This is a genomic window from Streptomyces sp. NPDC090499 (genome assembly GCF_044769305.1).
Taxonomy (GTDB): domain Bacteria; phylum Actinomycetota; class Actinomycetes; order Streptomycetales; family Streptomycetaceae; genus Streptomyces.
Window position 1 is genome coordinate 173,618 of the sequence record NZ_JBIVXP010000010.1, and the last position, 25,122, is coordinate 198,739.

Annotated in this window: 21 protein-coding genes; 11 read left to right on the forward strand and 10 right to left on the reverse strand. The window is 72.8% G+C overall.

Annotated elements, in window-relative coordinates; translation table 11 throughout:
- Positions 1-134: 134 nt before the first annotated feature.
- On the reverse strand, positions 135-851 hold the full coding sequence (gene ndgR, locus ACIQVL_RS32440) for an IclR family transcriptional regulator NdgR (protein WP_089098541.1): 717 nt from the start codon (positions 849-851) through the stop codon (positions 135-137).
- Between the two features lie 205 nt (positions 852-1,056).
- Here ndgR and leuC point away from each other — a divergent pair, with 205 nt between their 5' ends.
- The 4 genes from leuC (at position 1,057) to ACIQVL_RS32460 (ending at position 4,368) form a co-directional block, all read left to right on the forward strand.
- Positions 1,057-2,481, forward strand: a complete 1,425-nt coding sequence (gene leuC, locus ACIQVL_RS32445; RefSeq protein ID WP_403432807.1) for a 3-isopropylmalate dehydratase large subunit — start codon at positions 1,057-1,059, stop codon at positions 2,479-2,481.
- Between the two features lie 6 nt (positions 2,482-2,487).
- On the forward strand, positions 2,488-3,081 hold the full coding sequence (gene leuD, locus ACIQVL_RS32450) for a 3-isopropylmalate dehydratase small subunit (protein ID WP_403432810.1): 594 nt from the start codon (positions 2,488-2,490) through the stop codon (positions 3,079-3,081).
- Positions 3,082-3,368: 287 nt separating this feature from the next.
- Positions 3,369-3,599 carry a hypothetical protein gene (locus ACIQVL_RS32455; RefSeq protein WP_362583586.1) on the forward strand — a complete coding sequence of 77 codons (231 nt, stop codon included), beginning with the start codon at positions 3,369-3,371 and terminating at the stop codon, positions 3,597-3,599.
- A 139-nt stretch (positions 3,600-3,738) separates the two neighbouring features.
- Entirely contained in the window at positions 3,739-4,368 is a 630-nt protein-coding gene (locus ACIQVL_RS32460) for an HU family DNA-binding protein (protein WP_403432812.1), read from the forward strand.
- Positions 4,369-4,549: 181 nt separating this feature from the next.
- On the opposite strand, the gene ACIQVL_RS32465 is transcribed toward ACIQVL_RS32460, so the two are convergent.
- Both ACIQVL_RS32465 and cofC read right to left on the reverse strand, forming a co-directional pair.
- On the reverse strand, positions 4,550-4,753 hold the full coding sequence (locus ACIQVL_RS32465; RefSeq protein ID WP_403432815.1) for a hypothetical protein: 204 nt from the start codon (positions 4,751-4,753) through the stop codon (positions 4,550-4,552).
- Positions 4,754-4,762: 9 nt separating this feature from the next.
- Positions 4,763-5,401: a 2-phospho-L-lactate guanylyltransferase gene (gene cofC / locus ACIQVL_RS32470; protein ID WP_403477126.1), complete on the reverse strand. Its 639-nt coding sequence runs from the start codon at positions 5,399-5,401 to the stop codon at positions 4,763-4,765.
- A gap of 155 nt (positions 5,402-5,556) precedes the next feature.
- Here cofC and ACIQVL_RS32475 point away from each other — a divergent pair, with 155 nt between their 5' ends.
- From ACIQVL_RS32475 to ACIQVL_RS32485, 3 genes are read left to right on the forward strand one after another with little or no spacing between them, the layout of a single operon-like run.
- Positions 5,557-6,321 carry a lysophospholipid acyltransferase family protein gene (locus ACIQVL_RS32475; RefSeq protein WP_403432820.1) on the forward strand — a complete coding sequence of 255 codons (765 nt, stop codon included), beginning with the start codon at positions 5,557-5,559 and terminating at the stop codon, positions 6,319-6,321.
- Positions 6,318-7,328: an NAD(P)H-dependent glycerol-3-phosphate dehydrogenase gene (locus tag ACIQVL_RS32480; protein WP_403432823.1), complete on the forward strand. Its 1,011-nt coding sequence runs from the start codon at positions 6,318-6,320 to the stop codon at positions 7,326-7,328. The genes ACIQVL_RS32475 and ACIQVL_RS32480 overlap by 4 nt, the downstream gene beginning before the upstream one ends.
- Before the next feature lie 59 nt (positions 7,329-7,387).
- Complete coding sequence (locus ACIQVL_RS32485) at positions 7,388-8,545, forward strand: D-alanine--D-alanine ligase family protein (protein ID WP_403432826.1); 1,158 nt, start codon at positions 7,388-7,390, stop codon at positions 8,543-8,545.
- A 194-nt stretch (positions 8,546-8,739) separates the two neighbouring features.
- Here ACIQVL_RS32485 and ACIQVL_RS32490 read toward each other — a convergent pair whose 3' ends face one another.
- Both ACIQVL_RS32490 and ACIQVL_RS32495 read right to left on the reverse strand, forming a co-directional pair.
- Positions 8,740-9,228 carry a DUF3515 domain-containing protein gene (locus ACIQVL_RS32490; RefSeq protein ID WP_403432829.1) on the reverse strand — a complete coding sequence of 163 codons (489 nt, stop codon included), beginning with the start codon at positions 9,226-9,228 and terminating at the stop codon, positions 8,740-8,742.
- Between the two features lie 20 nt (positions 9,229-9,248).
- The gene (locus ACIQVL_RS32495) at positions 9,249-9,482 is read right to left on the reverse strand and encodes an Lrp/AsnC family transcriptional regulator (protein ID WP_093498875.1); all 234 of its coding nucleotides are present in this window, start codon (positions 9,480-9,482) and stop codon (positions 9,249-9,251) included.
- Positions 9,483-9,688: 206 nt separating this feature from the next.
- Between ACIQVL_RS32495 and ACIQVL_RS32500 the strand changes: the two genes are divergently transcribed.
- A complete protein-coding gene (locus tag ACIQVL_RS32500; protein ID WP_093498874.1) occupies positions 9,689-10,654 on the forward strand; it encodes a thiamine-phosphate kinase in 966 nt (321 codons plus the stop codon).
- Positions 10,651-11,466 (forward strand): bifunctional hydroxymethylpyrimidine kinase/phosphomethylpyrimidine kinase, encoded by an 816-nt coding sequence (thiD, locus tag ACIQVL_RS32505; protein ID WP_403477127.1) that lies wholly within the window; start codon positions 10,651-10,653, stop codon positions 11,464-11,466. The genes ACIQVL_RS32500 and thiD overlap by 4 nt, the downstream gene beginning before the upstream one ends.
- On the opposite strand, the gene ACIQVL_RS32510 is transcribed toward thiD, so the two are convergent.
- The 3 genes from ACIQVL_RS32510 to rpmB all read right to left on the reverse strand — a co-directional run bounded on the left by ACIQVL_RS32510 (position 11,429) and on the right by rpmB (position 16,005).
- Positions 11,429-12,661: an FAD-dependent monooxygenase gene (locus ACIQVL_RS32510; protein WP_403432835.1), complete on the reverse strand. Its 1,233-nt coding sequence runs from the start codon at positions 12,659-12,661 to the stop codon at positions 11,429-11,431. The genes thiD and ACIQVL_RS32510 overlap by 38 nt on opposite strands.
- 34 nt (positions 12,662-12,695) lie before the next feature.
- Positions 12,696-15,698 (reverse strand): BTAD domain-containing putative transcriptional regulator, encoded by a 3,003-nt coding sequence (locus ACIQVL_RS32515; RefSeq protein ID WP_403477128.1) that lies wholly within the window; start codon positions 15,696-15,698, stop codon positions 12,696-12,698.
- 121 nt (positions 15,699-15,819) lie between these two features.
- On the reverse strand, positions 15,820-16,005 hold the full coding sequence (rpmB, locus tag ACIQVL_RS32520; RefSeq protein ID WP_003993230.1) for a 50S ribosomal protein L28: 186 nt from the start codon (positions 16,003-16,005) through the stop codon (positions 15,820-15,822).
- 257 nt (positions 16,006-16,262) lie between these two features.
- On the opposite strand from rpmB, the gene ACIQVL_RS32525 reads away from it, so the two are divergent.
- Positions 16,263-17,939, forward strand: a complete 1,677-nt coding sequence (locus ACIQVL_RS32525; protein WP_403477129.1) for a DAK2 domain-containing protein — start codon at positions 16,263-16,265, stop codon at positions 17,937-17,939.
- Positions 17,940-17,960: 21 nt separating this feature from the next.
- Here the strand turns inward: ACIQVL_RS32525 and ACIQVL_RS32530 are convergent, their stop codons facing one another.
- Together ACIQVL_RS32530 and ACIQVL_RS32535 are read right to left on the reverse strand one after the other, a co-directional pair.
- On the reverse strand, positions 17,961-20,870 hold the full coding sequence (locus ACIQVL_RS32530; protein ID WP_403477209.1) for a tetratricopeptide repeat protein: 2,910 nt from the start codon (positions 20,868-20,870) through the stop codon (positions 17,961-17,963).
- Entirely contained in the window at positions 20,867-22,693 is a 1,827-nt protein-coding gene (locus ACIQVL_RS32535) for an HSP90 family protein (protein ID WP_403432842.1), read from the reverse strand. Before ACIQVL_RS32535 ends, ACIQVL_RS32530 begins: the two co-directional genes overlap by 4 nt.
- A gap of 169 nt (positions 22,694-22,862) precedes the next feature.
- Here ACIQVL_RS32535 and recG point away from each other — a divergent pair, with 169 nt between their 5' ends.
- Positions 22,863-25,076 carry an ATP-dependent DNA helicase RecG gene (recG, locus tag ACIQVL_RS32540; RefSeq protein WP_403477130.1) on the forward strand — a complete coding sequence of 738 codons (2,214 nt, stop codon included), beginning with the start codon at positions 22,863-22,865 and terminating at the stop codon, positions 25,074-25,076.
- Positions 25,077-25,122 lie beyond the last annotated feature (46 nt).

The following is a 25,122-nucleotide window of genomic DNA, read 5'->3' on the forward strand; positions in this document are numbered from 1 at the left end:
GGGGGCTTCGGTCGCTGGGCGGGCGTGGGTCGCGCGTGGCTGGTCGCGCAGTTCCCCGCGCCCCTTACGGGGCACTGCACTCGCGTAGGGAGAGGCCTGCCGCGGCGTTGAGGCCGGGCTCTCCCTGCGGGGTGTCAGCCTGTGCGGCGCAGGGCCTCGGAGAGGCGGGCCGCCGCGTCGATGACGGCCTGGGCGTGCATGCGGCCGGGGTGGCGGGTCAGGCGCTCGATGGGGCCGGAGACGGAGACGGCGGCCACCACGCGGTTGGAGGGGCCGCGCACCGGCGCCGACACCGACGCGACGCCCGGCTCCCGCTCGCCGATGGACTGGGCCCAGCCGCGGCGGCGCACCCCCGACAGGGCCGTCGCCGTGAAGCGGGCACCCTGCAGGCCGCGGTGCAGCCGCTCCGGCTCCTCCCAGGCCATCAGGATCTGCGCCGAGGAACCGGCCTTCATGGTCAGCGTCGAGCCGACCGGCACCGTGTCCCGGAGTCCGGACAGGCGTTCCGCGGCGGCCACGCAGATCCGCATGTCGCCCTGGCGGCGATAGAGCTGCGCGCTCTCTCCGGTGATGTCACGGAGGTGCGTCAGCACCGGGCCCGCCGTCGCGAGCAGGCGGTCCTCGCCGGCCGCCGCGGCCAGTTCCGCGAGTCGCGGGCCGAGAATGAAACGGCCCTGCATGTCGCGTGCCACCATGCGGTGGTGTTCCAGGGCCACGGCCAGCCGGTGGGCCGTGGGTCGTGCCAGTCCGGTGGCCCCGACCAGACCCGCGAGGGTGGCCGGACCGGACTCCAGGGCGCTCAGGACAAGGGCCGCCTTGTCCAGCACGCCGACGCCGCTACTGTTGTCCATGCAACGATACTCACGTCTCACTCTGTGAAACGCAAGTTCAATTTTCCGTGGAACGCGCCACCCTGGAATCACACGGTGGCCCGCAGACCAACGGGCCCGGCGGCGGACGCCCGGAACCACGACTTCAGGGGCCCGGAACACGGGCAGCCGCCTCCTCAAGATCTCTAGTTGGGCCGGTGCACGCTTGCCGGCCGGAGGGAAAGCGATGGGTAGGACACTCGCGGAGAAGGTCTGGGACGACCACGTCGTCCGGCGCGCCGAGGGCGAGCCCGACCTCCTCTTCATCGATCTGCACCTGCTGCACGAGGTGACCAGCCCGCAGGCCTTCGACGGGCTGCGCCAGAACGGCCGCCAGGTGCGCCGCCTCGACCTCACCATCGCGACCGAGGACCACAACACCCCGACCCTCGACATCGACAAGCCCATCGCGGACCCGGTCTCCCGCGCCCAGCTGGAGACGCTGCGCAAGAACTGCGCCGAGTTCGGGGTGCGCCTGCACCCGCTGGGCGACGTCGAGCAGGGCGTCGTGCACGTCGTCGGCCCCCAGCTGGGCCTGACCCAGCCGGGCACGACCGTGGTCTGCGGCGACTCGCACACCTCCACGCACGGTGCGTTCGGCGCGCTCGCGTTCGGCATCGGCACCTCCCAGGTGGAGCACGTGCTGGCCACCCAGACGCTGCCGCTGGCCCGCCCCAGGACCATGGCCATCACGGTCGACGGCGAGCTGCCCGAGGGCGTCACCGCCAAGGACCTGATCCTGGCGATCATCGCCAAGATCGGTACCGGCGGCGGCCAGGGCTACATCCTGGAGTACCGCGGCTCCGCCATCGAGAAGCTCTCGATGGAGGCCCGGATGACCATCTGCAACATGTCGATCGAGGCCGGCGCCCGCGCGGGCATGATCGCCCCCGACGAGACCACCTTCGCCTACCTCAAGGGCCGCGCCCACGCGCCCGAGGGCGAGGACTGGGACGCCGCCGTCGCGTACTGGAAGACCCTGAAGACCGACGCGGACGCCGAATTCGACGCCGAGGTGCACATCGACGCCGCCGCGCTCTCCCCGTTCGTCACCTGGGGCACCAACCCGGGGCAGGGTGCGCCGCTTTCGGCGGACGTCCCCGACCCGGCTTCGTACGAAGACGCTTCGGAACGCCTCGCCGCCGAAAAGGCCCTGGAGTACATGGGGTTGGAGGCCGGCCAGTCGCTGCGCTCGATCAACGTGGACACCGTCTTCGTAGGCTCCTGCACCAACGGCCGGATCGAGGACCTGCGCGCCGCCGCCGAGATCCTCAAGGACCGCAAAGTCGCCGACGGCGTACGGATGCTGGTCGTCCCCGGCTCCGCGCGGGTCGGGCTGCAGGCCGTCTCCGAGGGCCTGGACGTCGTCTTCAAGGACGCCGGCGCCGAATGGCGGCACGCGGGCTGCTCGATGTGCCTCGGCATGAACCCCGACCAGCTGGCCCCCGGCGAGCGCTCCGCGTCCACCTCCAACCGCAACTTCGAGGGGCGGCAGGGCAAGGGCGGCCGTACCCACCTGGTGTCGCCGCAGGTCGCGGCCGCAACCGCCGTCCTGGGCCACCTGGCCTCCCCGGCCGACCTGTCCGACGCTCGTACGCCCGCTGGAGTCTGATCAGCCATGGAAGCATTCACCACGCACACCGGCCGGGCCGTCCCGCTGCGCCGCTCCAACGTCGACACCGACCAGATCATCCCTGCTCACTGGCTCAAGAAGGTCACCAGGGACGGCTTCGAGGACGGGCTCTTCGAGGCCTGGCGCAAGGACGAGGAATTCATCCTCAACCGCCCCGAGCGGCAGGGCGCCACGGTGCTGGTCGCCGGCCCCGACTTCGGCACCGGCTCCTCCCGTGAGCACGCCGTCTGGGCGCTGCAGAACTACGGCTTCAAGACCGTGATCTCCTCCCGCTTCGCCGACATCTTCCGGGGCAACTCGCTGAAGAACGGCCTGCTCACGGTGGTCCTGGACCAGAAGATCGTGGAGGCGCTGCAGGAGCTCACCGAGAAGGACCCGCAGGCCGAGATCACCGTCGACCTGGAGGCCCGGGAGGTGCGCGCCGAGGGCGTCACCGCCTCCTTCGAGCTGGACGAGAACTCCCGCTGGCGGCTGCTGAACGGTCTGGACGACATCTCCATCACCCTCCGGAACGAGGCCGACATCGCCGCCTACGAGGCCAAGCGGCCGTCGTACAAGCCGCGGACGCTCCAGGTCTGACCCGGGGCCCGCTTCGGCGGGAACCGCCACATCTGAATACGGCTGGTTTCAGCCACCGGAACACCCCGCCTGTACCCCCGATCGCCACGATTGGGGGTACAGCCATGTCTGCACCCGAACGGGCGCTCGCGTTGTCGCAGGTCTTGCCAACTTCCCACGTTAGGGCGGATGTTGTCGGGGTACGTGAGTGCTGTGTCCGCGGCTTCCGCAAGTGCCCCGAAGGCCATTCGAGGCGCCAGTTGCACCCTGCGCAGGCGACAACTCGCCCCAGATGGCACAATCTGTGCATGGAACACGACGGCCAACTCCAGCTCTATGCGGCGGTCGCGGACCAACTCAAGGAAGCGCACACAAAAGTGCGCGCACTGCAAGTCCCGGAGGGCGTACGGATGGCGCTGACCCGGAAGCTGCTGGTCATTACGGCCGCGGCCAAACACGACGTGGCCGACGCGGCGAGGCGGCTCGAACGGTTCAACGCGGACCTCGATGCGGGTCGAATCCCCGAAGAGGACCGCTGACCGGACCGTACGAGCGGCCGAGTCGGTTGCGGCACAAGGGTGATAAGCCCGTTTCGTGTTTGATTTGCGGTATATATCTGCCTAACGTGCGAAAAAGCTTGAACACATTCGTTCTGGCGATGTCTCCGAAGGGGAAGACGTGAACAAGGCGCAGCTCGTAGAAGCGATTGCCGACAAGATGGGCGGCCGCCAGCAGGCCGCCGAGGCTGTCGACCATGTCCTGGACGCCATCGTCCGCGCGGTCGTCGCGGGTGAGCGGGTCTCGGTCACCGGCTTCGGGTCCTTCGAGAAGGTGGACCGCCCCGCCCGTTACGCCCGCAACCCTCAGACGGGCGAGCGGGTTCGGGTCAAGAAGACCTCCGTGCCGCGCTTCCGTGCCGGTCAGGGCTTCAAGGACCTGGTGAGCGGCTCCAAGAAGCTCCCGCGCGGCGGTGAGGTCGCGGTCAAGAAGGCGCCCAAGGGCAGCCTGACCGGCGGCGCTTCGGCAACGGTCAAGAAGGCTGCGGCGAAGAAGACCACCACCGCCAAGAAGGCGACGGCGGCGGCGAAGAAGACCACCGCGAAGAAGACGGTGGCCAAGAAGACCACCGCCGCTGCCGCGAAGAAGACCACGGCGACGGCGAAGAAGACCACCGCCAAGAAGACCACGGCGACCGCGAAGAAGGCGGCCGCGAAGAAGGCTCCGGCCAAGAAGGTCACCGCCAAGAAGGCGCCGGCCAAGAAGTCGACGGCGCGCAAGGCTGTCGCCAAGAAGGCCGCAGCCCGCTAGGCGAGCGGGGCTCGGGGACACTCACGCGACGGGCCGGATTCCCTTGGGGAGTCCGGCCCGCGGTGTGTTCGGCGACAGAGTTGCGTTGTGTTTCGGGTTCGGCCCGGTGGGGCTGGTCGCGCCCACGCGGCGGAGCCGCACATCGAATACAGTCCCGCGCCCCGTGCGGGGCGCTTGCGCTTCAGAACGTTTGCAGGGTCACCAGGGTCACGCGAAGATCTTCGCCCGACCCCTCGGTCTCGATCCGTACCCGCTGACCAGGCCTGAGCAGCCGCAGGCCGCCCGCCTCGAAGGCCGGGCCGTCGAACGGCACCGGGGTGCCGTCGTCCAGGAGCACCTGGCCGCTGTGGGTCTCCGGGTCGTACGTGTATGCGGTCGCCTGCATGAGCGCAGCCTACTGGTCCGGGATCAGCAGGCGGGCGGCCACCGCGGCCGTGCGGGGGCCCACGCCCAGGGCGAGGGCCGCGCGCAGGTCGGCGCCGGTGTCCACGTCCTGGCGTACCGAGTCCACGCCCACCAGACGCAGTTCCGCGGCGCCCGAGGCGGCGTGCCGGGCGCGGGAATCCGGGCCGAACGCGGGCGCCAATTCCCGGCCGGGAGCCGCCGCCAGCAGGGTGGTGCCGATTGCCGCGGCGTCCGGGAGAAAAGCGCGCGGGAATTCCGCGGCCGCGTCGAGAACCCGGGCCAATTCCAGCGGGCGGACGGCCGGGAGATCGGCGTTCAGGGCCGCCACGGGGCTTTCCGGACGCGATGCCCGGACCGCCGCCGCCCCGTGCCGCAGCGCCGCGTTCAGACCGCCGCCCGGCGTGTCCGGGACGATCCGCGCGCCCAGTGCCGACAGCTCCCGCCCGGCCAGCGTGTCGTCCGTGACGACCGCCACATCCTTCACCGACTGGCAGGCCAGGGCGGCCGCCACCGTGTCCTGGGCGAAGGCGAGGGCCAGTGACGGGCGCACGCCGTCCGATGCGGTGTCCGCGAGCCTGCTCTTGGCACGGGCCAGCGGCTTGAGCGGGATGACCAGGGTCCACTGCACAGTCGTACCGTCCCTCCCTTGTTGCCTCATTGTCACCCGGGCCCACGGGGTGGCCGCGACACCGAGGCGTACGGTGTTCTCGACAGGCCGGCGGGCCGGGGCCACACTTCTTCCCGATCCCAGGCCGGGAAGAAGTCCTAGAGGAAGGTGTCCGCGTGCCCCGCCGGAGAATCGGCTTCTGGTACCGCTTCGCTGCGGTGCTCTGCAAACCTCCGCTGGTGGTTCTGATCAAGCGGGACTGGCGTGGAATGGAGAACATTCCGGCCGAGGGCGGTTTTATCACCGCGGTGAACCACAATTCCCACATCGACCCCTTCGCCTACGCCCACTATCAGTACAACACCGGCCGTGTTCCGCGATTCCTCGCGAAGAGCGGGCTTTTCAAGAAGGGATTCGTCGGCGCCGCGATGCGAGGCACCGGCCAGATCCCCGTCTACCGCGAGTCCACCGACGCGCTCAGCGCCTTCCGGGCCGCGATCGACGCCGTGGAGCGCGGCGAGTGCGTCGCCTTCTACCCTGAGGGAACGATCACCCGCGACCCGGACCAGTGGCCCATGGCCGCCAAGACCGGTGCCGCCAGGGTCGCCCTGCAGACCAAGTGCCCGGTGATCCCGGTCGCCCAGTGGGGCGCCAACGAACTCCTCCCGCCGTACGCGAAGAAGCCCAACCTGCTGCCGCGCAAGACGCACCACGTCCTCGCCGGACCGCCCGTCGACCTCACCCGCTTCTACGGCAGGGAGATGACCCAGGACGTCCTCAAGGAGGCGACCGAGGTCATCATGGCGGCCGTCACCCGCCAGCTGGAGGAGATCCGCGGCGAGAAGGCTCCCGAGACCCCCTACGATCCACGCCAGGTGCGGATCGAGCAGCGGCGCCGCACGCGTGCCCAGAGTGGTCTGGAAGAGGAGAGCGGCAAGTGAGCATGCCTGCCAAGGCGGCGGTCTTCAGCGCGGGTTCGTGGGGTACGGCCTTCGGGATGGTGCTCGCCGACGCCGGGTGCGAGGTGACCCTGTGGGCGCGGCGCCCGGAGGTGGCGGAGGCTGTCAACTCCGGCCGTACCAACCCCGACTACCTGCCGGGTGTGGAACTCCCCGGGAACCTGCGGGCCACCACCGACCCCGCCGAGGCGGCAGCCGGCGCCGACTTCACGTTCCTGTCGGTGCCGTCCCAGACCATGCGGGCCAACCTCGCCGAATGGACGCCGCTGCTCGCGCCCGGGACGGTCCTCGTCTCCCTGATGAAGGGGGTCGAACTCGGCACCGCCATGCGGATGAGCGAGGTCATCGAGGACGTCACCAAGGTCGGCGCGGACCGCGTCGCCGTCGTCACCGGACCCAACCTCGCCCGGGAGATCGCGGCCCGGATGCCGGCCGCCGCCGTGGTCGCCTGCACCGACGAGACGGTCGCCCGGCGGCTGCAGGCGGCCTGCCACACGCCGTACTTCCGGCCGTACACCGAGACCGACGTCGTCGGCTGCGAGCTGGGCGGCGCGGTGAAGAACGTGATCGGCCTCGCCGTGGGCATCGCCGACGGCATGGGGCTCGGCGACAACGCCAAGGGCTCCCTCATCACCCGCGGTCTCGCGGAGACCGCGCGGCTCGGCCTCGCCCTCGGCGCCGACCCGCTGACCTTCTCGGGACTCGCCGGGCTCGGCGACCTGGTGGCCACCTGCTCCTCCCCGCTCTCCCGCAACCACACCTTCGGCACCAACCTCGGCAAGGGCATGACCCTGGCGGAGACCATCGCGGTCACCCGGCAGACCGCCGAGGGCGTCAAGTCCTGCGAGTCGGTGGCCGATCTGGCCCGCCGGCACGGTGTGGAGATGCCGATCACCGAGACGGTCGTCGACATCGTGCACGAGGGCAAGCCCCCGGTGGTCGCCCTCAAGGAGCTGATGTCGCGCAGCGCGAAGCCCGAGCGACGCTGAGCGAACCCGTCCTGCCGTCGCTGTCTCGGGGCCCTACCACCGGGTACTCTCAACGCGATATGAGCACCGAGAACCTCCCCCAGAGCCCTGAGCAGCCCGCTCGCAAGCCGCGCGTGGCCGTCGTCTTCGGCGGCCGCAGCTCCGAGCACGGGATCTCCATGGTCACCGCCGGAGCCGTGCTGAGCGCCATCGACCGGACCAGGTACGACGTCCTGCCGATCGGCATCACCCGGGAAGGCCGCTGGGTGCTCACGGCCGACGAACCCGAGCGCATGGCGATCACCGAACGCCGTACCCCCGAGGTCGCCGACCTCGCGGAGTCCGCCGAGGGCGGCGTGGTGCTCTCCGTCGACCCGGCCGACCGCGAGGTCGTCTACACCGAGCCCGGCTCGGTGCCCAAGGCGCTCGGCGAGGTCGACGTGGTCTTCCCGATGCTGCACGGCCCGTACGGCGAGGACGGCACCCTGCAGGGACTCCTGGAGCTGTCGGGCGTCCCGTACGTCGGCTCGGGCGTGCTCGCCTCGGCCGTCGGCCAGGACAAGGAGTACATGAAGCGGGTGTTCGCCTCCTTCGGGCTCGCCGTCGGCCCGTACCTGGTGATCCGGCCCCGCGAGTGGCAGCAGGACGAGTCCGCCGCCCGCAAGAAGATCGTCGACTTCGCCGGCGAGCACGGCTGGCCGCTGTTCGTGAAGCCCGCCCGCGCGGGTTCGTCGATCGGCATCACCAAGGTCGACGGCCTCTCCGGCCTGGACGAGGCGATCGCCGAGGCCCAGTCCCACGACCCGAAGATCCTGATCGAGGCGGCCGTCCGCGGCCGCGAGATCGAGGTCGGCGTCCTGGAGTTCGAGGACGGGCCGCGGGCCTCGGTCCCGGCGGAGATCCCGCCGCCCTCGGAGCACGCGTACTACGACTTCGAGGCCAAGTACATCGACTCCACCCCCGGCATCGTCCCGGCCCCCCTCACCCCCGAGGAGACCGCCGAGGTCCGCGGGCTCGCGGTGGACGCCTTCGAGGCCGCCTCCTGCGAGGGCCTGGTCCGTGCCGACTTCTTCCTCGCGGAGGACGGCCGCTTCGTCATCAACGAGATCAACACGATGCCGGGCTTCACCCCGATCTCGATGTACCCCCAGATGTGGCAGGCGACCGGCGTCCCCTACCCGGAGCTGATCGACCGCCTGATCCAGGCCGCCCTGAACCGTTCAACAGGGCTCCGCTAGAAAACGCCCCGAGCTGAAGCGCCCCGAAAGGGGCGCGGGGAACTGCGCGAGCAACCACGCACATCCCGCACCCGACGGATCACCCGCCGTGCCACGGCGCTCCGCCGGAAGTGCCCCGTCATGTCGTCGCCCCGCCGCGGCGCCGTCGCGGCTGGTCGCGCAGTTCCCCGCGCCCCTTACGGGGCGCTGCCCGCTCAGTCGGCGATCCCCTCCGGAATCGCCTTCCTGATGGCAGGCGCCAAGCTCACCAGCGGCGCCATGCCATCCCCGGTCCGCCCCGCGGGAATCGTCACCTCGACATACGCCTTCCGCAACGTCGTGGTGAACCGAAACGATTTGTCGGACTCCTGTTCCAGCAGCCACCCGACCCCGTTCACCTCGACCCCGTCGGCCTCGGCGTCAGCCATCTTGGCAGGCCGCTCGACACCGCAGCGCAGTATGATCGCCGGGTCGCCGCCCCAACCGGCGGTCAGCGGGGAGGCCGGTTCGGGATCCCGTCGGCCCAGCTTGTCGACCTTCGCCGGAAGCACCCGGTCAAGGCGATCGCAGAGCGTCGCAACCGCCCCGCCAGGACTGGGAACCGCCGCCGACGGGGCGTCGTCCGCTGATGAGCAGCCCGCTGCCGCGATCATCAGCGCGGCGAGCGCGGGCAGGCCGAATGGCCGGTGACGGAAGAAGTTCACCGGCCAAGGGTAGACGGGGGCTACAGATGGACCACCGGGCAGGTCAGGGTGCGCGTGATGCCGTCCACTTGCTGGACTCTCGCGACCACCAGCCGGCCGAGTTCGTCGACGGTCTCCGCTTGCGCGCGCACGATGACGTCGTACGGTCCTGTCACATCCTCGGCCTGGATGACTCCAGGGATCTTGCTGATGATCTCGGCGACGGTCGACGCTTTGCCGACCTCCGTCTGGATCAGGATGTACGCCTGTACCACGGAACCTCCAGGGCGGCCACGAGGATCATGTGGGGAAAAGGAACGGCCACGGTATCGCGTCGCCGCTCACCGCGGGGAGACCTGCGAGGACAGGGCTTGCGCGCCAGGGTGCAGGCACGACAGAAGTTGACGGTCACCTCGACCGTATCCAGGACGACGATGACGCGCGAGCGGGCACGGCAAGGCAGAGAAGGGGCGTAAGGGCAATGAAGGGCACTGTTGGTGAGCTGGGGGAGTTCGGGCTCATCAGGGAGCTCACCTCCCGTCTCACCACCACTCCGGCGGTCCGGGTCGGCCCCGGCGACGACGCCGCGGTGGTCGCCGCGCCCGACCGCCGGGTGGTGGCGAGCACCGACATCCTGCTGGAGGGGCGGCACTTCCGCCGCGACTGGTCCACGGCCTACGACGTGGGCCGCAAGGCGGCCGCGCAGAACCTCGCGGACATCGCCGCCATGGGCGCCGTGCCGACCGCCCTGCTGCTCGGCCTGGTCGTGCCCGCCGAACTCCCCGTGACCTGGCCCAGCGAGCTGATGGACGGCATCCGGGACGAGTGCCAGGTGGCCGGCGCCTCGGTGGTCGGCGGCGACGTGGTCCGCGGCGACACGATCATGGTGTCGATCACCGCCCTCGGCGACCTGCGCAACCAGGAACCGGTCACCCGGGCCGGCGCCCAGCCCGGCGACCTGATCGCCGTCACGGGCTGGCTGGGCTGGTCCGCGGCCGGCTACGCGGTGCTCTCCCGCGGTTTCCGCTCGCCGCGGGCGTTCGTGGAGGCGCACCGCCGTCCCGAGCCGCCGTACCACGCGGGTCCGGCCGCCGCCGCCCTCGGCGCGACCGCGATGTGCGACGTGAGCGACGGGCTGATCGCCGACCTCGGGCACATCGCCGAGGCCAGCAAGGTGCGCATCGACATCCGCTCCGGCGCGATCGACATCCCGACCCAGATGAACGACATCGGCCAGGCCGTCGGCGTCGACCCCATCCAGTGGGTGCTCACCGGCGGTGAGGACCACGCGATCGTGGCGACCTTCCCGCCGGACGTGAAGCTGCCCGCCCGCTGGAAGGTCATCGGCGAGGTCCTCAACCCGTCCGCGCTGCCCCAGGTGACCGTCGACGGCGCGCCCTGGACCAGCAAGGGCGGCTGGGACCACTTCGGGGACATCGAGTCGTGAGCCTGCCGCGCGTACTGACGGTCGCGGGCTCCGACTCCGGTGGCGGGGCCGGGATCCAGGCCGACCTGAAGACGATGCTCGCGCTGGGCGTGCACGGCATGAGCGTGCTCACCGCGGTGACCGCGCAGAACTCCGTGGGCGTACAGGGTGCCTGGGAGCTGCCGGTGGCGGCCGTCCGCGCCCAGTACCGGAGCGTGGTGGACGACATCGGGGTCGACGCTGTCAAGACCGGGATGCTCTCCTCGGCCGAAGTCGTCGAGACGGTCGCCGAGTTGCTCGCCGGGACCGACGCACCCGTGGTCGTGGACCCGGTCGGCGTCTCCAAGCACGGCGACCCGCTGCTCGCCGCCTCCGCCCTCGACTCGGTCCGCACCAGGCTCCTCCCGCTGGCCACCGTCGCCACCCCGAACCTCGACGAGGTGGCCCAACTGACCGGCGTACGGGTCGAGTCGGAGGCCGATCTGCGCCGGGCCGCGGCGGCCGTGCTGTCGTACGGCCCGACCTGGGTGCTGATCAAGGGCGGGCACCTGCCCGGCGAGGCCGTCGACCTGCTCACCGACGGCACCGACGAACTCCTGCTGCGCGCGCCCCGGTACGACAACCGGCACACCCACGGCACGGGCTGCACCCTCGCGTCCGCGATCGCGTCGCAGCTCGCGAAGGGGCAGTCGGTGCCGGGTGCGGTGACGGCGGCCAAGGAGTACGTCACCGGGGCGATCGCGGCCGGGTTCGCGCTCGGCGCCGGGATCGGACCCGTGGACCACGGCTGGGCCCTCAGGCCGCAAGCAGGGCCGGGTACTCCCGCAGCCTGATGCCGGTGGCCGCCTTCTCGGTCATCCTCTTGAAGAACCGGGCCAGCGGACGGGAGGCGAGCACCCGGTACATCCGGTCCCGGCTGCGGATGCGCCGCTCGGTCGGCGGGGCGAAGAACGGGCCCGCGTTCCCGGAGATCTTCTGGCAGCCCTTGGCGAAATCCCGGATCCGGGACTCGTACTCCGCGAAGGCGGTACGGAAGTCACCGCCCGCGAGCGCCAGCTCACCGGCGAGGACGTAGGCGCCGACGATCGCGACCCCCGTCCCCATCCCGCCCATCGTCGCCCCGTACCCGGCGTCCCCGAGCAGCGCCACCCGCCCCTCGACCAGCCGGTCGACGTGGATCTGGGCGATCGCGTCGAAGTACAGGTCGTCGGCGTCCGCCAGGGCCTTGAGCACGGCCGGGGTCTCCCAGCCCATCCCGGCGAAGCGGTCCGCGAGAATCCGCTTGATCGCCGCGACGTCCCGGCGGTCGTACGACAGCTCCTCGGACCGGAAGACCAGCAGGGCGCCCGCGCGGTCCGGGTCGCCGTCGTAGTTACCCATGACGATCCCGCGGCCCGGCTCGCTGTAGGCCCGGCCGGTGCGGTCCAGGCCCAGGTGGTTGGGGACGTCGAAGCCGGCCACGTAGTGGTCGAAGAAGCGCAGGTAGCGGGACTCGTCGCCGAACACCAGCCGGCGGGTGTTGGAGTGCAGCCCGTCGGCGCCGACGACCAGGTCGAAGCGGCGGGGCGCGCCCTTCTCGAAGGTGACGTCGACGCCCTGCGGGTCCTGGGCGAGGGAGGCGATCGAGTCGCCGAAGACGTACTCGACGTCGTCCCTGGTGCGTTCGTACATGATCTGCGCGAGGTCGCCGCGGAAGATCTCCACGTCGCCGCTCATCAGCTCGGCGGGCAGGTCCACCCGCGGGCTGCCGTCGGCGTCGACGACCGTCTGGCGGCCCATGTGGGTCTGGCGGGCGTGGATCTCGTCCCAGATGCCCATGGCGGTCAGGACGGTGCGGTGGACGTGGCCGCGGAAGTCGACCGCGAAGCCGCCGCCGCGCAGTCCGGCCGCCTTCTCGACCACGGTGACGCGGGCGCCGAGCCGGGCCAGGTTGAGGGCGAGGGCGGGGCCGGCGACGCTGGCGCCGGAGATCAGGACGCTGAGGTGGGCGAGGTTCGCCGGCGGGTTGCCTGTCGTGTTCTTCGTCATGCCATGAGCTTCGCCGGGGGCGCTGACCGTCCCCCTACCGTTCGCTGACCGCCGCTGACCGCTGCCGTCGGCCCTGCTCGAAGGCCCGGTCGTACGCCTCGGCGGACAGCTTCGCCCGCGCCTCCCGCTCGACGCGTACGACGTCCGGGTCGCCCTCGGTCCGGCCGCCCCGCAAGCCGGTCGCGGCGCCCAGCAGCTCCGCGGCCCGCTCGGCGGAGCCGGCGGTGGCGGCCAACGCCTCGGCCGCGTCGGCGAGTTCCAGGTCGCCCGGCCCCTCCACGGCCAGCTCGGCGGCCTGCCGGAACCAGTCGCGGGCCTCCCCGGCATGCCCCTCGGCGGCGGCCGTGCGGCCCAGCCCGATGAGGCTGCGGACGGTCTCGCCGACGCTGAACCAGTTGGCCGCGCATTCCCGGAGGGCGTCCTCGTAGTGCACGCGCGCGCGTGCCGCGTTCCCGGACAGCCGGGCCGCGTCGCCCAGGCCGCGCCGGGCGGCCGCCACCTTGTCGGGGAGCCCGGCGCCCCGCGCGAGCGCCAGCGCCTCCTCGAAGTGGGCCACCGCGGTCGCCGTGTCGCCCCGGTGCAGCAGCACGGTGGCCCGGGTGCGCAGCAGATCGGCGGTCTCCTCGGGCGCGGCCAGCTCCCGCACGTGGGCCAGCCCCTCGTCGAGCAGTTCCAGGGCGCGTCCGGACTCCCCGCGCGCGTGGGCGAGCATGCCGAGCGGATCGAGGCAGTTGGCCAGGCCCCAGCGGTCCCCGGTGGCCCGGTACCCGGCGAGCGCCCGGGTGAAGTACTCCTCGGACTCCCGCGGCCGTCCCGCGAACTGCGCCCGGAAGCCGAGGCCCACGTCGAGCAGGGCACGCGCCCAGGGGGAGGAGCCGGCCAGGGCCAGCGCGTGCGCGTCGGTGGCGGGCCGCGGACCGGCCGCGACCGCCCACAGCACGAGGATGTACGGCATCCGCAACGGCCCCCGGTACGCGTCCAGGACGGCGTCCACGCGCGCGATGAGCTCCGGTTCGTCGCCCGCACCGGAGAGTGCGTTGACCGCGCACAGCACGTACTCCTCCTCCAGCCCGGACGGTGGTGCGTCCCCGGCCGCGGCCAGCAGCTCCCGGGCCGTCGCCACGCGTTCGCCGTGCACCCCGCGCAGCCGCCAGAACCAGGAGAGGGGACCCATGAGGCGCAGGGCTCCGGCGGTGTCCCGGCGCACGAGGTGGCGCAGGGCCGCGTCGAGGTTGGCGTGCTCGGCGGCCAGCCGGGCCAGCCAGGGCAGCTGCCCGCCGCCGCGCAGGTGCGGCTCGGCCTCCGCGGCCAGCCGCAGGAAGTAGCCGGCGTGGGCGTCCGCCAGGCCTTCCGGACCGGACAGGCTCTCGGCGGCGAAGGCCCGGATCGTCTCCAGCATCCGGTAACGGCCCTCGGACACCTCCAGGAACGACTTCTCCACCAGCGAGGCCAGCACGTCCTCCGGATACGGCAGTCCGCACACCGCCTCGACCGCCGCCAGGGTCGCGCCCCCGGAGAAGACGGTCAGCCGCCGCGCCAGCTCCCGCTCCTCCTCGTCCAGCAGCCCCCAGCTCCACTCCACGACCGCGCGCAGGGTGCGGTGCCGGGGCGCCTTGGACCGGTCGCCGCGGGACAGCAGCCGGAAGCGGTCGTCGAGACGGTCCTGAAGACGGTCGGCGAGTTCGTCGGGGGTGAGGGTGCGCAGCCGGGCCGCGGCCAGCTCGATGGCCAGGGGCAGCCCGTCCAGGGCGGCGCAGACGTCGGCCACGCGCGTGTGCCCGTCGAATCCGGGGCGTACCGCGCGGGCCCGGTCCAGGAAGAGCCGCACCGCCGGTTCCGGCGGCAGCGGGGGCACCGGGACCAGGACCTCGCCGGTGATGCCGAGCGACTCCCGGCTGGTGGCGAGCACCCGCACCCCCGGGCAGGCGGCGAGGAGCAGCGCGGTGAGCCTCGCGGCCTCCTCGACCAGGTGCTCGCAGTTGTCCAGGACGAGCAGCAGCTCGCGCTCCTCCAGGGCGGCCAGCAGCCGGTCCGTGGTGTCGGCGGCGGGAGCGCGCAGGCCCTCGCGGATGCCCAGGGCGGCCAGGACGGCGTACGGGATCCGGGAGCCGTCGGTGAGCGGCGCGAGTTCCACGAGGCAGGCGCCGGGGTGCTGCTGGGCCGCCTCGATCGCGAGCCGGGTCTTGCCTGCCCCGCCCGGACCGGTCAGCGTGAGCAGCCGGGAGGCGGCGAGCCCGGCGGCGATCCGGACGAGCTCGGGTTCGCGGCCGACGAAGCGGGTGAGCTGGACCGGGAGGCGGGGCCGCTCGGGCGCCGCGCCCCGCAGCAGCTCCAGATGGAGTGCGGACAGCTCCGGCGAGGGATCGGCGCCCAGCCGGTCGGCGAGCGTGCGGCGGGCCTCCTCGTACACGGTGAGGGCCTCGGCGGGGCGCCCGGCCGCGTGCAGCGCCCGCATCAGCTGCCCGCACAGCCGCTCGCTCAGCGGCCGGCCGGCCAGCAGCGCCCGCAGCTCCGGCACCAGCTCCGCACCGCCGCCGAGCGCCAGGTCCGCCTCGACCCGGTCCTGTACGGCGGCCAGCCGCAGCTCGTCGAGGCGTGCGGCCTCGGCCCCGGCGTCCGGAAGGTCGGGCAGCGCGGGGCCGCGCCACAGGGCGAGGGCCTCGCGGAGCCGGGCCGCGGCCCCCCGGTGGTCGCCGGCGGCGAGGGCGGCACGTCCGGCCGCGGACCAGGTTTCGAACAGGTGTGCGTCCACGGTGTCGGAGGCGGCGGCGAGGCGGTACCCGGTGGCGGTGGCCTCGATCTCCGCATGCGGGGCCAGCCGCCGGCGCAGCCGTGAGATCTGCGACTGGAGCGCGTTGGCGGCCCCGGCGGGGGGCTCGGCGCCGTACAGGCCGTCGGTGAGGCGCTGGAGGGAGACCGGCCGGCCGGCGCCCAGGAGCAGCAGGGTGAGCAGGGCGCGGGGGCGGGGGCCGCCGGGGTCGAGGGGGGTGCCGTCGCCGGTGCGTACGTCCAGGGGGCCCAGGATGCCGAAGCGCATGGGATCAGCTTGTCAGGCCTGGTGCCGTGCCCGGCCGGGCACGGCAAAAAGCCGGCCCACCCGGAGGTGGACCGGCTCTGTGCAGCGAACCAGCGGTGGCCGCGCGCTCAGCGACAGTGCGTCAGCGCGAGACCTTGCCGGCCTTGATGCACGAGGTGCAGGCATTGACGCGCTTCGGCGTCCCGCCGACCACGGTACGCACACGCTGGATGTTCGGGTTCCAGCGGCGGGACGTACGGCGGTGCGAGTGCGAGATGTTGTTGCCGAAGCCCGGCCCCTTGCCGCAGACGTCGCAGTTGGCAGCCACGGGTCACTCCAAAGACTTCAGATGCACTTACGGTTGGATCCCGGCAGCCGGGATCCAGATCCTTGAGATCAGGGATCCTGAGTGGCGTTGCCAGGGAATGGCCCGATCGGATCGGGCAACCGGAGCAGCATACAACGGCTGCGTCCGTTAGACGAAACTAGCATGGCAGCTCAGGGGCCCGCCCCCGGCCCTCTTCCGGCGGACACCCTTCCGGGGTCTACGCTGCGTCCACGTTCGGCCGGCTCAAGGAGGCGCAGGTGGCGCAGGTGCCGCAGACATTCTTCGATGCTCTCGCGGTACGCACCTGGTGCGGACTGTCGCTCGGGGCGCTCGGGCGGGCCCGCGAGGAGATCGACGCGATCAACGTCTACCCGGTGGCCGACGGCGACACCGGCACGAACCTGTACCTGACGGTGGAGTCGGCCGCGGGGGCCGTGGAGGCCGTCTTCGCCGGCTACGAGCTGGGCGAGGAGGTGCCGACCCTGGCCGACGCCGTCCGCGCGATGGCGCACGGCGCCCTCATAGGCGCGCGCGGCAACTCCGGCACGATCCTGGCGCAGTTGCTGCGCGGCATGGCCCACGTCCTCACCGAGGGTGAGGCGACTCACATCGACGCGGACCGGCTGCGGCTCGCCCTGCGGCATGCCGCCGAGGCCGCCCGCCGGGCCGTCGCCCACCCGGTGGAGGGCACCGTGCTGTCGGTCGCGGCGGCCGCGGCGGACGCCGCCGACGCGGCCGAGGGCGACTACGGGGCGGTCGCGCGGGCCGCCCACGAAGGCGCGTGCAAGGCGCTCGCGGCGACGCCCGGACAGCTGGCCGCGCTGGAGCGGGCCGGGGTGGTGGACGCCGGCGGCCGGGGGCTGGTCGCGGTGCTCGGGGCGCTGGTGGAGACGTTCACGGGGGAGACGCCGGCCCCCTTCGACCCGCAGGTGCGCGTGGCGGGCACGGTCGTCCACGCGCGCGTGGACGCCGTCTCCGGCGCCCGGGCCGAGAACTGCGCGGAACGCGACGGCGGGCCCGCGTTCGAGGTCATCTACCTCCTGGAGGCCGAGGACGCCGCCGTGGACCGGCTGCGGACCCGGCTCGACGCCCTCGGCGACTCCCTGGTGATGGTCGGCGGCGACGGCCTGTGGAACATCCACGTGCACGTCGACGACGCAGGCGCCGCCGTCGAGGCGGGTGTGGAGGCCGGGCGGCCCCACCGGATCCGGATCACGCACTTCGGCGCCGGGGACGTGCACACCGGCGGGGCGCGGCCGCCGCGCGAGCGGGTGCAGCGGGCCGTGGTGGCCGTCGTGCCGGGGGAGGGGCTGGCGGGCCTGTACACCGAGGCCGGCGCGACCACCGTGCTCGCGCGCCCGGGGGAGCCGCCCGCCAGCGGGGAACTGGTGGACGCCGTGCGCCGCGCCAACGCGCGCGAGGTGGTGCTGCTGCCCAACGACGCCGACCTGCGGCACACCGCGGCCGCCGCGGCCGAACAGGCCCGCGCGGAGGGCGTCCGGGTCGCCCTCATCCCGACCCGCTCGGCGGTCCAGGGCATCTCCGCGCTCGCGGTGCACCAGCCGGACCGCCGCTTCGACGAGGACGTCGTCCAGATGACCTCGGCGGCCGGCGCCACCCGCTACGCCGAGGTCGTCCTCGCGGAGCGGCAGTCCTGGACCATGGCCGGCATCTGCCAGGCCGGGGACGTACTGGGGCTGATAGACGGGGACGTGGCGGTGATCGGCTCGGACGTGACGGCCACCGCCGAGACCGTCCTGGACCGCATGCTCCAGGCCGGCGGCGAGCTGGTCACCCTCGTCCTCGGCGACGAGGCCCCCGACGGCGTCGCCGACCGCCTGGAGGCACGCGTGCGCGAGGCGTACCTCGCCGTCGACACGGTGGTCTACCGGGGCGGCCGGCAGGGGGCCCCGTTGCTCATCGGCGTCGAGTGAGCCCCTCCTGCGGGCTTCCTTTCACTCCTCCGTGGGCTCCAGCAGCTGCCGGGCCTCCGCCCGCCGGGCCCGGACCGTCTCGTCGGCCGGGTCGGCACCCTCGTAGGCGTCCAGTACCGCACGCGCGCGTGCGGTCGCCGCGGCCGGCCTGCTGAGGTCGGCCTCTAGCCAGCCCGCGGCCAGTTCCGCGGCGGTACGGCTGTGCAGCCCGTCGTCGCCGAGCCCGGCGAACACCGAGATCGCCGCCGTCATCTGCGCGAGCGCCGCCTCGAACGCCTCCCGGATCGCCGCGTCGTCGGCGTCCTCCGGCACCGAGCGGGCCAGCAGGTCGCCGAACTGCCGGTGGGTGTGCCCGAGTTCACCGGCGAGCCGCTCCACGGCGGCCGGGTCCCCGGCCGTCTCCAGCGCCGCCTCGCACTCCCGGACCGCGTCCGCCATCAGCCTCCGCGCGCCCTCAGGACCCGCCTCCGTCCGCAGCGCCAGCCAGGCGCGGGCCCGCAGCGAACGCACCAGGAAGTGCACGTTGCCCATGGCCCGCCACAACTCGCCCGCGCGCGTGTAGGCCCGGTCGGCCTCCGCGGGCAGCCCTGCGTTGCCCAGCGACTCCGCGGCCAGGTGGGCGAGGGTGGCGTGGTCGTGCTGCTCGGGCCAGTGCCGGGCGATCTCGGCCGCCTGCAGCCGCCGTTCGGCCGCCGCGTGGTGCTCGCCGAGCTCGCTCAGGCAGTCCCCGAGCCACCACTGGGTCTGGACGACCGCGCCGTCGCCGTGCGTCTCGGCGCTCAGGTCGGCCAGCGCCGACTCCAGCACCTCGGCGGCCTCCGCGAACCGGCCCTGCCGCAGCAGGAAGCCGCCCAGCTGGTGCCTGGCCCAGGCACCCAGCGTGCCGCTCTGCCCGGCCTCGTCGGCCCAGTGCGCCGCCTCCAGGGCATGCTCGGCGGCCTCCTCGGCCGCGCCCCGGCCGCCGACGACCTCGGCGAGCTGCAGATGCAGCTGGGCCCGCCCGACCGGCTCCACGTACGGCCCGCCGTGCTCCAGCGCCGCGCGCAGCGCCCGCTCCGCCTCGGCCAGGTCGCCCTGCTCATGGGCGAGCGCGGCCACCCGCACCTCGTACTCGACCGCGAACCACGGCAGCTCCGCGCCGACGAACTGCGCCGTCGCCTGCCGGAACAGCTCGCCCGCCCGCTCCCCGTCCCCGGCGTGCTCGGCCAGCTCGGCGAGCATCGCCCGCCCCTCGGCCGCCCGGGACACCAGCCGCAGGTCGGACCCGCCGCGCCCGCCGACCAGCGCCAGCAGCTCCCGTACGGCCTGCTCGGCGTCCCCGGCGCCCGTGGAGCGCTCGTGCACCTGGCGCATCAGGATCCGCGCCCGGCTCATCAGCACGGACGCCGTCTGCCGCACCCCGGTCGCGTCGTCCGCGTAGAGGGCGAGGATCCGGTCGTACGGCTCGTCGATCGCGGCCAGCGCCTCGTCCAGCTCCCCCGACAGTGCGCGGACGTAGGCGGCACGCGCGCGTGCCGCGATCGCCTCGCCCTCGTCACCCGCCTCCGCGTACAGCTCCGCCGCCCGCTCGAACAGCCCGACCCCCTCGGGGCCGCGCCCCATCGCCGTGTGGTCGGCGATCTCCGCGCGGACGTACGTGTCCACCTCGGTCTCCTCGGCGGCCCGCGCGACCGCCGCCCAGGCCTCCAGGGCGTGCGGCCGGAGCGTGTCCGACAGCCGGCGCGCCTCGGCCAGCAGCGCGGGGAACGACGGCTGCCCGGCCTGCTCCGGCGCGGGCGCCGGGGCGACCGGCGCGAGGGGCCCGGCGGGCGCCGTCCGCACCGCCCGCACGCCCAGCGGCAGCCGGTCCACCAGCGGCTGCTGGGCCATCCGCTCGCGCAGCTGGTCGCCGACGTAGGAGGTGCCGTTGCGGGCGTCGAACCGCGCGGCCAGCTCCAGGGCCTCCGCGCGCGCGTGTCCGGCGAGTTCCGCGGCGGTCCACGTCCGCCCGGCGGGCCCCGGCACCCGCTGCCCGCCAAGACCCAGCCCGGCCAGCCGGTCCATCAGCAGTGCCACCACCGCCATGAAGTCCATCCGGCTGCGCGGCTGCCCGGTGTCCGTGAAGTAGGCGGGACGTTCCGCCAGCAGCTCCAGACCGCGCGCCTCGTTGCCGGTCAGTGCGCAGAACTCCACATGGTCCGCGTAGGCGCCCCGCATGCTCTCCATGGGGCGCACCAGACGGAAACCGCGCAGGTGGTGCGCGCGGGCCTCGTCGACCCGGCCGAGGCGCAGCAACGGGGCCAGGGAGGACGCCAGGACCGTGTGCGGCTCGTGGGCGCAGCTGTACTCGCCGTCCAGCACCGGCCCCCACAGCTCCAGGGCCGCCTCGTCCCGGCCGTTCTTCAGCTGCCAGCCGCCCTGCCCGTGCAGCTCGCACGCGTGGCAGTCGGCCATCCGGTCCCGGTCCGCCGCCAGCCAGGCCGCGTACGCCCGCTCCGCGCGCGGCAGGTCACCGACGTGCCCGGCGACACTGAACTCCGCGCTGCGCACCGCCCGCTCGGAGTGCCCGGCCAGCCGGTAGCGGTGCTCCATCTCGCCCAGCCACTTCTCGATCGAGGCGAGCGGGACGTGCGGCTGGTCGAGCATGCCGGCCGTCATCCACTTGAAGACCCAGTGCAGCGAATGCGTCTCGTACTCGTCGAAGTCCTCGGGCCGCTCGTCCCACATCCGCAGCAGCCGCGCGAACGGGACGAACATCTTGTCCTTCTCGGAGCTGTAGTTGTAGACCTTCAGCTGGTGCCCGAGCGCCTCGACCACGGCGAGCGGGATGTCCAGCTTCTCGGCCTCCGCCAGCAGCTGCTCCGCGCGCGCGTTGCGGGCGGGACCCTCCGGCTCCTCGGAGTTCTCCACCATCGCCCGGCGCAGCGAGTCGAAGTCAGCAATCTCCATCAGCGATCGTCTTCCCCATGCGTGGCCCACTCCAGGAGGCCGATGAACGAGCGGTTGAGCAGCGCCGAGTCGGCCGGGCGCAGCGGGCGCTGGGCCATCAGCAGCGCCTGACCGTAGAGCGACTCGGTCGCGGTGCCGATCAGCTCCGGGTCCTTGAGGGCACTGATCCGCCGGATCAGCGGGTTGAGGTGGTTGAGCACCAGCCGGGCCCGGGGCGTGCTGCCGCGCAGCGAGCCCAGGATGCCCGCCCACAGGTCGTCGGCCTGTTCCTCGGCCTCCGCGCGGGCCTGCTCGTGGCGGGCGGCGCGGTCGTCGAGGTGGAGGGCGGGGACCGAGAGGGGGTGGAAGGCCCTCAGTACAATGTCACATTGCAGTGGGTCCAGCTTCGCCCGCGCCACCCCCAAAAACCCGGCCACCGCCAGCTCCTCCGCCGGGTCCACCGCGTCCAGATGCGCGGTCACGGTGTCCGCGTCCAGCTCCGCGACGACCGTCCCGGGCCGCACCGACGGCAGCGCCTCGACCAGCTCGCTGTCGTACGTGTAACCGCCGTTGACCACCCCGACGCCCTGCGCGGAGGCGATCGGCGCGACCTGCCGGTACTCCTCGACGGTCCGCGTGAAGTGCACCACCGGGTGCCGCTGCGCGAACTCCTCCAGGGACAGCTGCCCGTCGGTGGTCTCGAAGGGCAGCCACGGCAGCATCGTCCGCAGCATCTCGCTGTCGTGCCGGGCCAGCGACTTCACACCCAGGTGGTGCACGGACAGGAACGCGGAGAGCCGTTCCGGATCGCCCGCCGCGAGCCCGGTCAGCCAGGACCGAATCCTTTCGCCGAGCGCCTCCCGTACGGCCGCCAGCGTCTCGTCCTCGTACAGCGACTCGCGCGAGGCGGTCGGCCGCAGGCTGTCCGTGTCCAGCACGCAGCGCACGAAGAACGCCCAGTCCGGCAGCAGCTGTTCGGCCCGCTCGGTGAGCAGCATGCCCTTCAGGTGCACCCGGTGCGTGGCCCGCTGCGCCGGACTCACCGCGGACGGCAGCACGTACGCCACTCCGCGGATCCCGGCCAGCGGCACGTCCAGCGCGATCGAGTCCAACGGCGTGAACCCGAACAGCTCGTGGCAGTGCCGGGCCAGCGCCACCCGCCGGGTGCTGGGGGAGGGGTACGGCCGGTCCCAGGGCGCCGGCAGGTCGGTGACCGCCTCGTCGCCCACCCGGACGTCGTACGGCAGCAGCGAACCGAAGTCCCGCGCCAGCGCGAGCACCCGCCGCTCGTCCAGCCACTCCGCCGCACCCGCCCGCGCCACCAGGTACACGGTGGTACCGGGCTCGGGCCGGGCCTCGGGCGCCAACGTCCGTACGGTGTACGACCCGTCGTCCCGGGCCGTCCACTCCACGGGCGGCGCGTCCGGCGTCCGGGCGCTGCGGCTGACCACCCGGATCCGCTCGGCGACCACGAAACAGGCCAGCAGCCCGATGCCGAACTGGCCCAGGAAGTCGGAGCGGGCCTCCTGCAGCCCGTCGCCCCGCTTGGAGCTGCGCCCGATCGTGGCGAGCAGGCTGTGCACGTCCGACTCGGTGAGTCCGACGCCGCTGTCCTCCACCCGGAGCGAGCTGCCGTCCGCGTACAGCCGGACCCGCGCCGGGGCACCGGGCTGCTCGGCCCGTCTCGCGGTGATCGCGTCCACGGCGTTCTGCAGCAGCTCGCGCAGGTAGACCTTGGGGCTGGAGTACAGGTGATGGGAGAGCAGGTCCACCAAACCACGCAGGTCGACCTGGAACGTATGAGGTGACTGTGATGCCTGGGATGACTGTGAGGTCTGGGAGTCCATCGTCGCTGCGCCGGAGGGGGGAAGACGTGGTCGGCGCGGGGTCGGGCGGTCCCTGGTGGGGCGGTGACCGCGGAAGGATGGCCGGAGCGCGCCATCCTATGACTCAAAACGGCCGTCTGACCAGGGGTTTCCCGAGACATATACGGCATTGTCAGTGGTGTGGTGTGCAATGGATCTCGTGCCCGCACTGGAAGAACCACTGAAGAAAGTGCTCGGCCCAGCCACCGCAAAGGTGATGGCCGAGCATCTCGGCCTGCACACCGTCGGCGACCTCCTGCACCACTACCCCCGCAGATACGAGGAGCGCGGCCAGCTCACCCACCTCGCCGACCTGCCCATGGACGAGCACGTCACGGTGGTCGCCATGGTCGCCGACGCCCGCCTGCACACGTTCGCCTCCGCCAAGGCGCCCCGCGGCAAGGGGCAGCGCCTGGAGGTCACGATCACCGACGGCAGCGGCCGGCTCCAACTGGTCTTCTTCGGCGCCGGCGTGCACAAACCGCACAAGGAACTCCTGCCCGGCACCCGCGCGATGTTCGCCGGCAAGGCCTCGGTCTTCAACCGCCGCCTCCAACTGGCACACCCGGCCTACGAGTTGCTCCGCGGCGACGACCCCTCCGAATCCGTCGAGACCTGGGCCGGCGCCCTCATCCCGCTCTACCCGGCCACCGCCAAACTGGAGTCCTGGAAGATCGGCAAGGCGGTCCAGACCGTCCTCCCGAGCGCCCAGGAGGCCCTGGACCCCCTCCCCCCGACCCTCCGCGAGGGCCGCGGCCTGCTCCCCCTCCCCGAGGCCCTCCTCAGGATCCACCGCCCGCACACCAAGGCGGACATCGCGGCGGCCCGCGACCGCCTCAAGTGGGACGAGGCCTTCGTCCTCCAGGTCGCCCTGGCCCGCCGCCGGCACGCCGACGCCCAACTCCCGGCCGTGGCCCGCCGACCGTCCCCCGACGGCCTCCTCACGGCCTTCGACGACCGCCTCCCCTTCACCCTCACCGACGGCCAGCAGAAGGTCTCGAAGGAGATCTTCGACGACCTGGCCACGGAGCACCCGATGCACCGGCTTCTCCAGGGGGAGGTGGGGTCGGGCAAGACGCTGGTCGCCCTCCGCGCCATGCTCGCGACCGTCGACGCGGGCGGCCAGGCCGCCATGCTCGCCCCCACCGAGGTCCTGGCCCAGCAGCACCACCGCTCGATCACCGAGATGATGGGCGAGCTGGCCGAGGGCGGCATGCTCGGCGGCGCGGACCACGCCACCAAGGTCGTCCTCCTCACCGGCTCGATGGGCACGGCGGCCCGCCGCCAGGCGATGCTGGACCTGGTCACGGGCGACGCGGGCATCGTCATCGGCACGCACGCGCTGATCGAGGACAAGGTCCAGTTCCACGACCTCGGCCTGGTCGTGGTGGACGAACAGCACCGCTTCGGCGTGGAACAGCGCGACGCCCTCCGCGGCAAGGGCAAGCAGCCCCCGCACCTCCTCGTCATGACCGCCACCCCCATCCCGCGCACGGTCGCGATGACGGTCTTCGGCGACCTGGAGACCTCGGTCCTGGACCAGCTCCCGGCCGGCCGCTCCCCCATCGCCACCCACGTCGTGCCCGCCGCCGACAAGCCCCACTTCCTGGCCCGCGCCTGGGAGCGGGTGCGCGAGGAAGTCGGCAACGGCCACCAGGCGTACGTCGTCTGCCCCCGCATCGGCGACGACATCGACGAGGCGGCCGACCCGAAGAAGGCCAAGAAGTCGGCCGAGGACGAGGCCGAGAAGCGCCCGCCGCTCGCCGTGCTCGACGTGGCCGACCACTTGGCCAAGGGTCCGCTGAGCGGCCTCAGGGTCGAGGTCCTGCACGGCCGCATGCACCCGGACGACAAGGACGCGGTCATGCGTCGCTTCGCGGCAGGCGACACCGACGTCCTCGTCGCCACCACCGTCATCGAGGTCGGCGTCAACGTCCCCAACGCCACCGCCATGGTGATCATGGACGCCGACCGCTTCGGCGTCTCCCAGCTCCACCAGCTGCGCGGCCGGGTCGGCCGGGGCGCCGCCCCCGGCCTCTGCCTCCTCGTCACGGAGATGCCCGAGGCGAGCGCGGCCCGCCAGCGCCTCACCTCGGTCGCCTCGACCCTGGACGGCTTCGAGCTCTCCCGCATCGACCTCGAACAGCGCCGGGAGGGCGACGTCCTCGGCCAGGCCCAGTCCGGCGCCCGCTCCAGCCTCCGCGTCCTCGCCGTGATCGAGGACGAGGAGATCATCGCGGAGGCACGGGAGGAGGCGACGGCTCTGGTGGCCAAGGACCCTGAGCTGACCGACCTCCCGGGACTCCGAACGGCCCTGGACGCCCTCCTGGACGAGGAGAGGGAGCAGTACTTGGAAAAGGGCTGAGCTGTAGCGCCCCGTCAGGGGCGCGGGGAACTGCGCGAGCAACCAC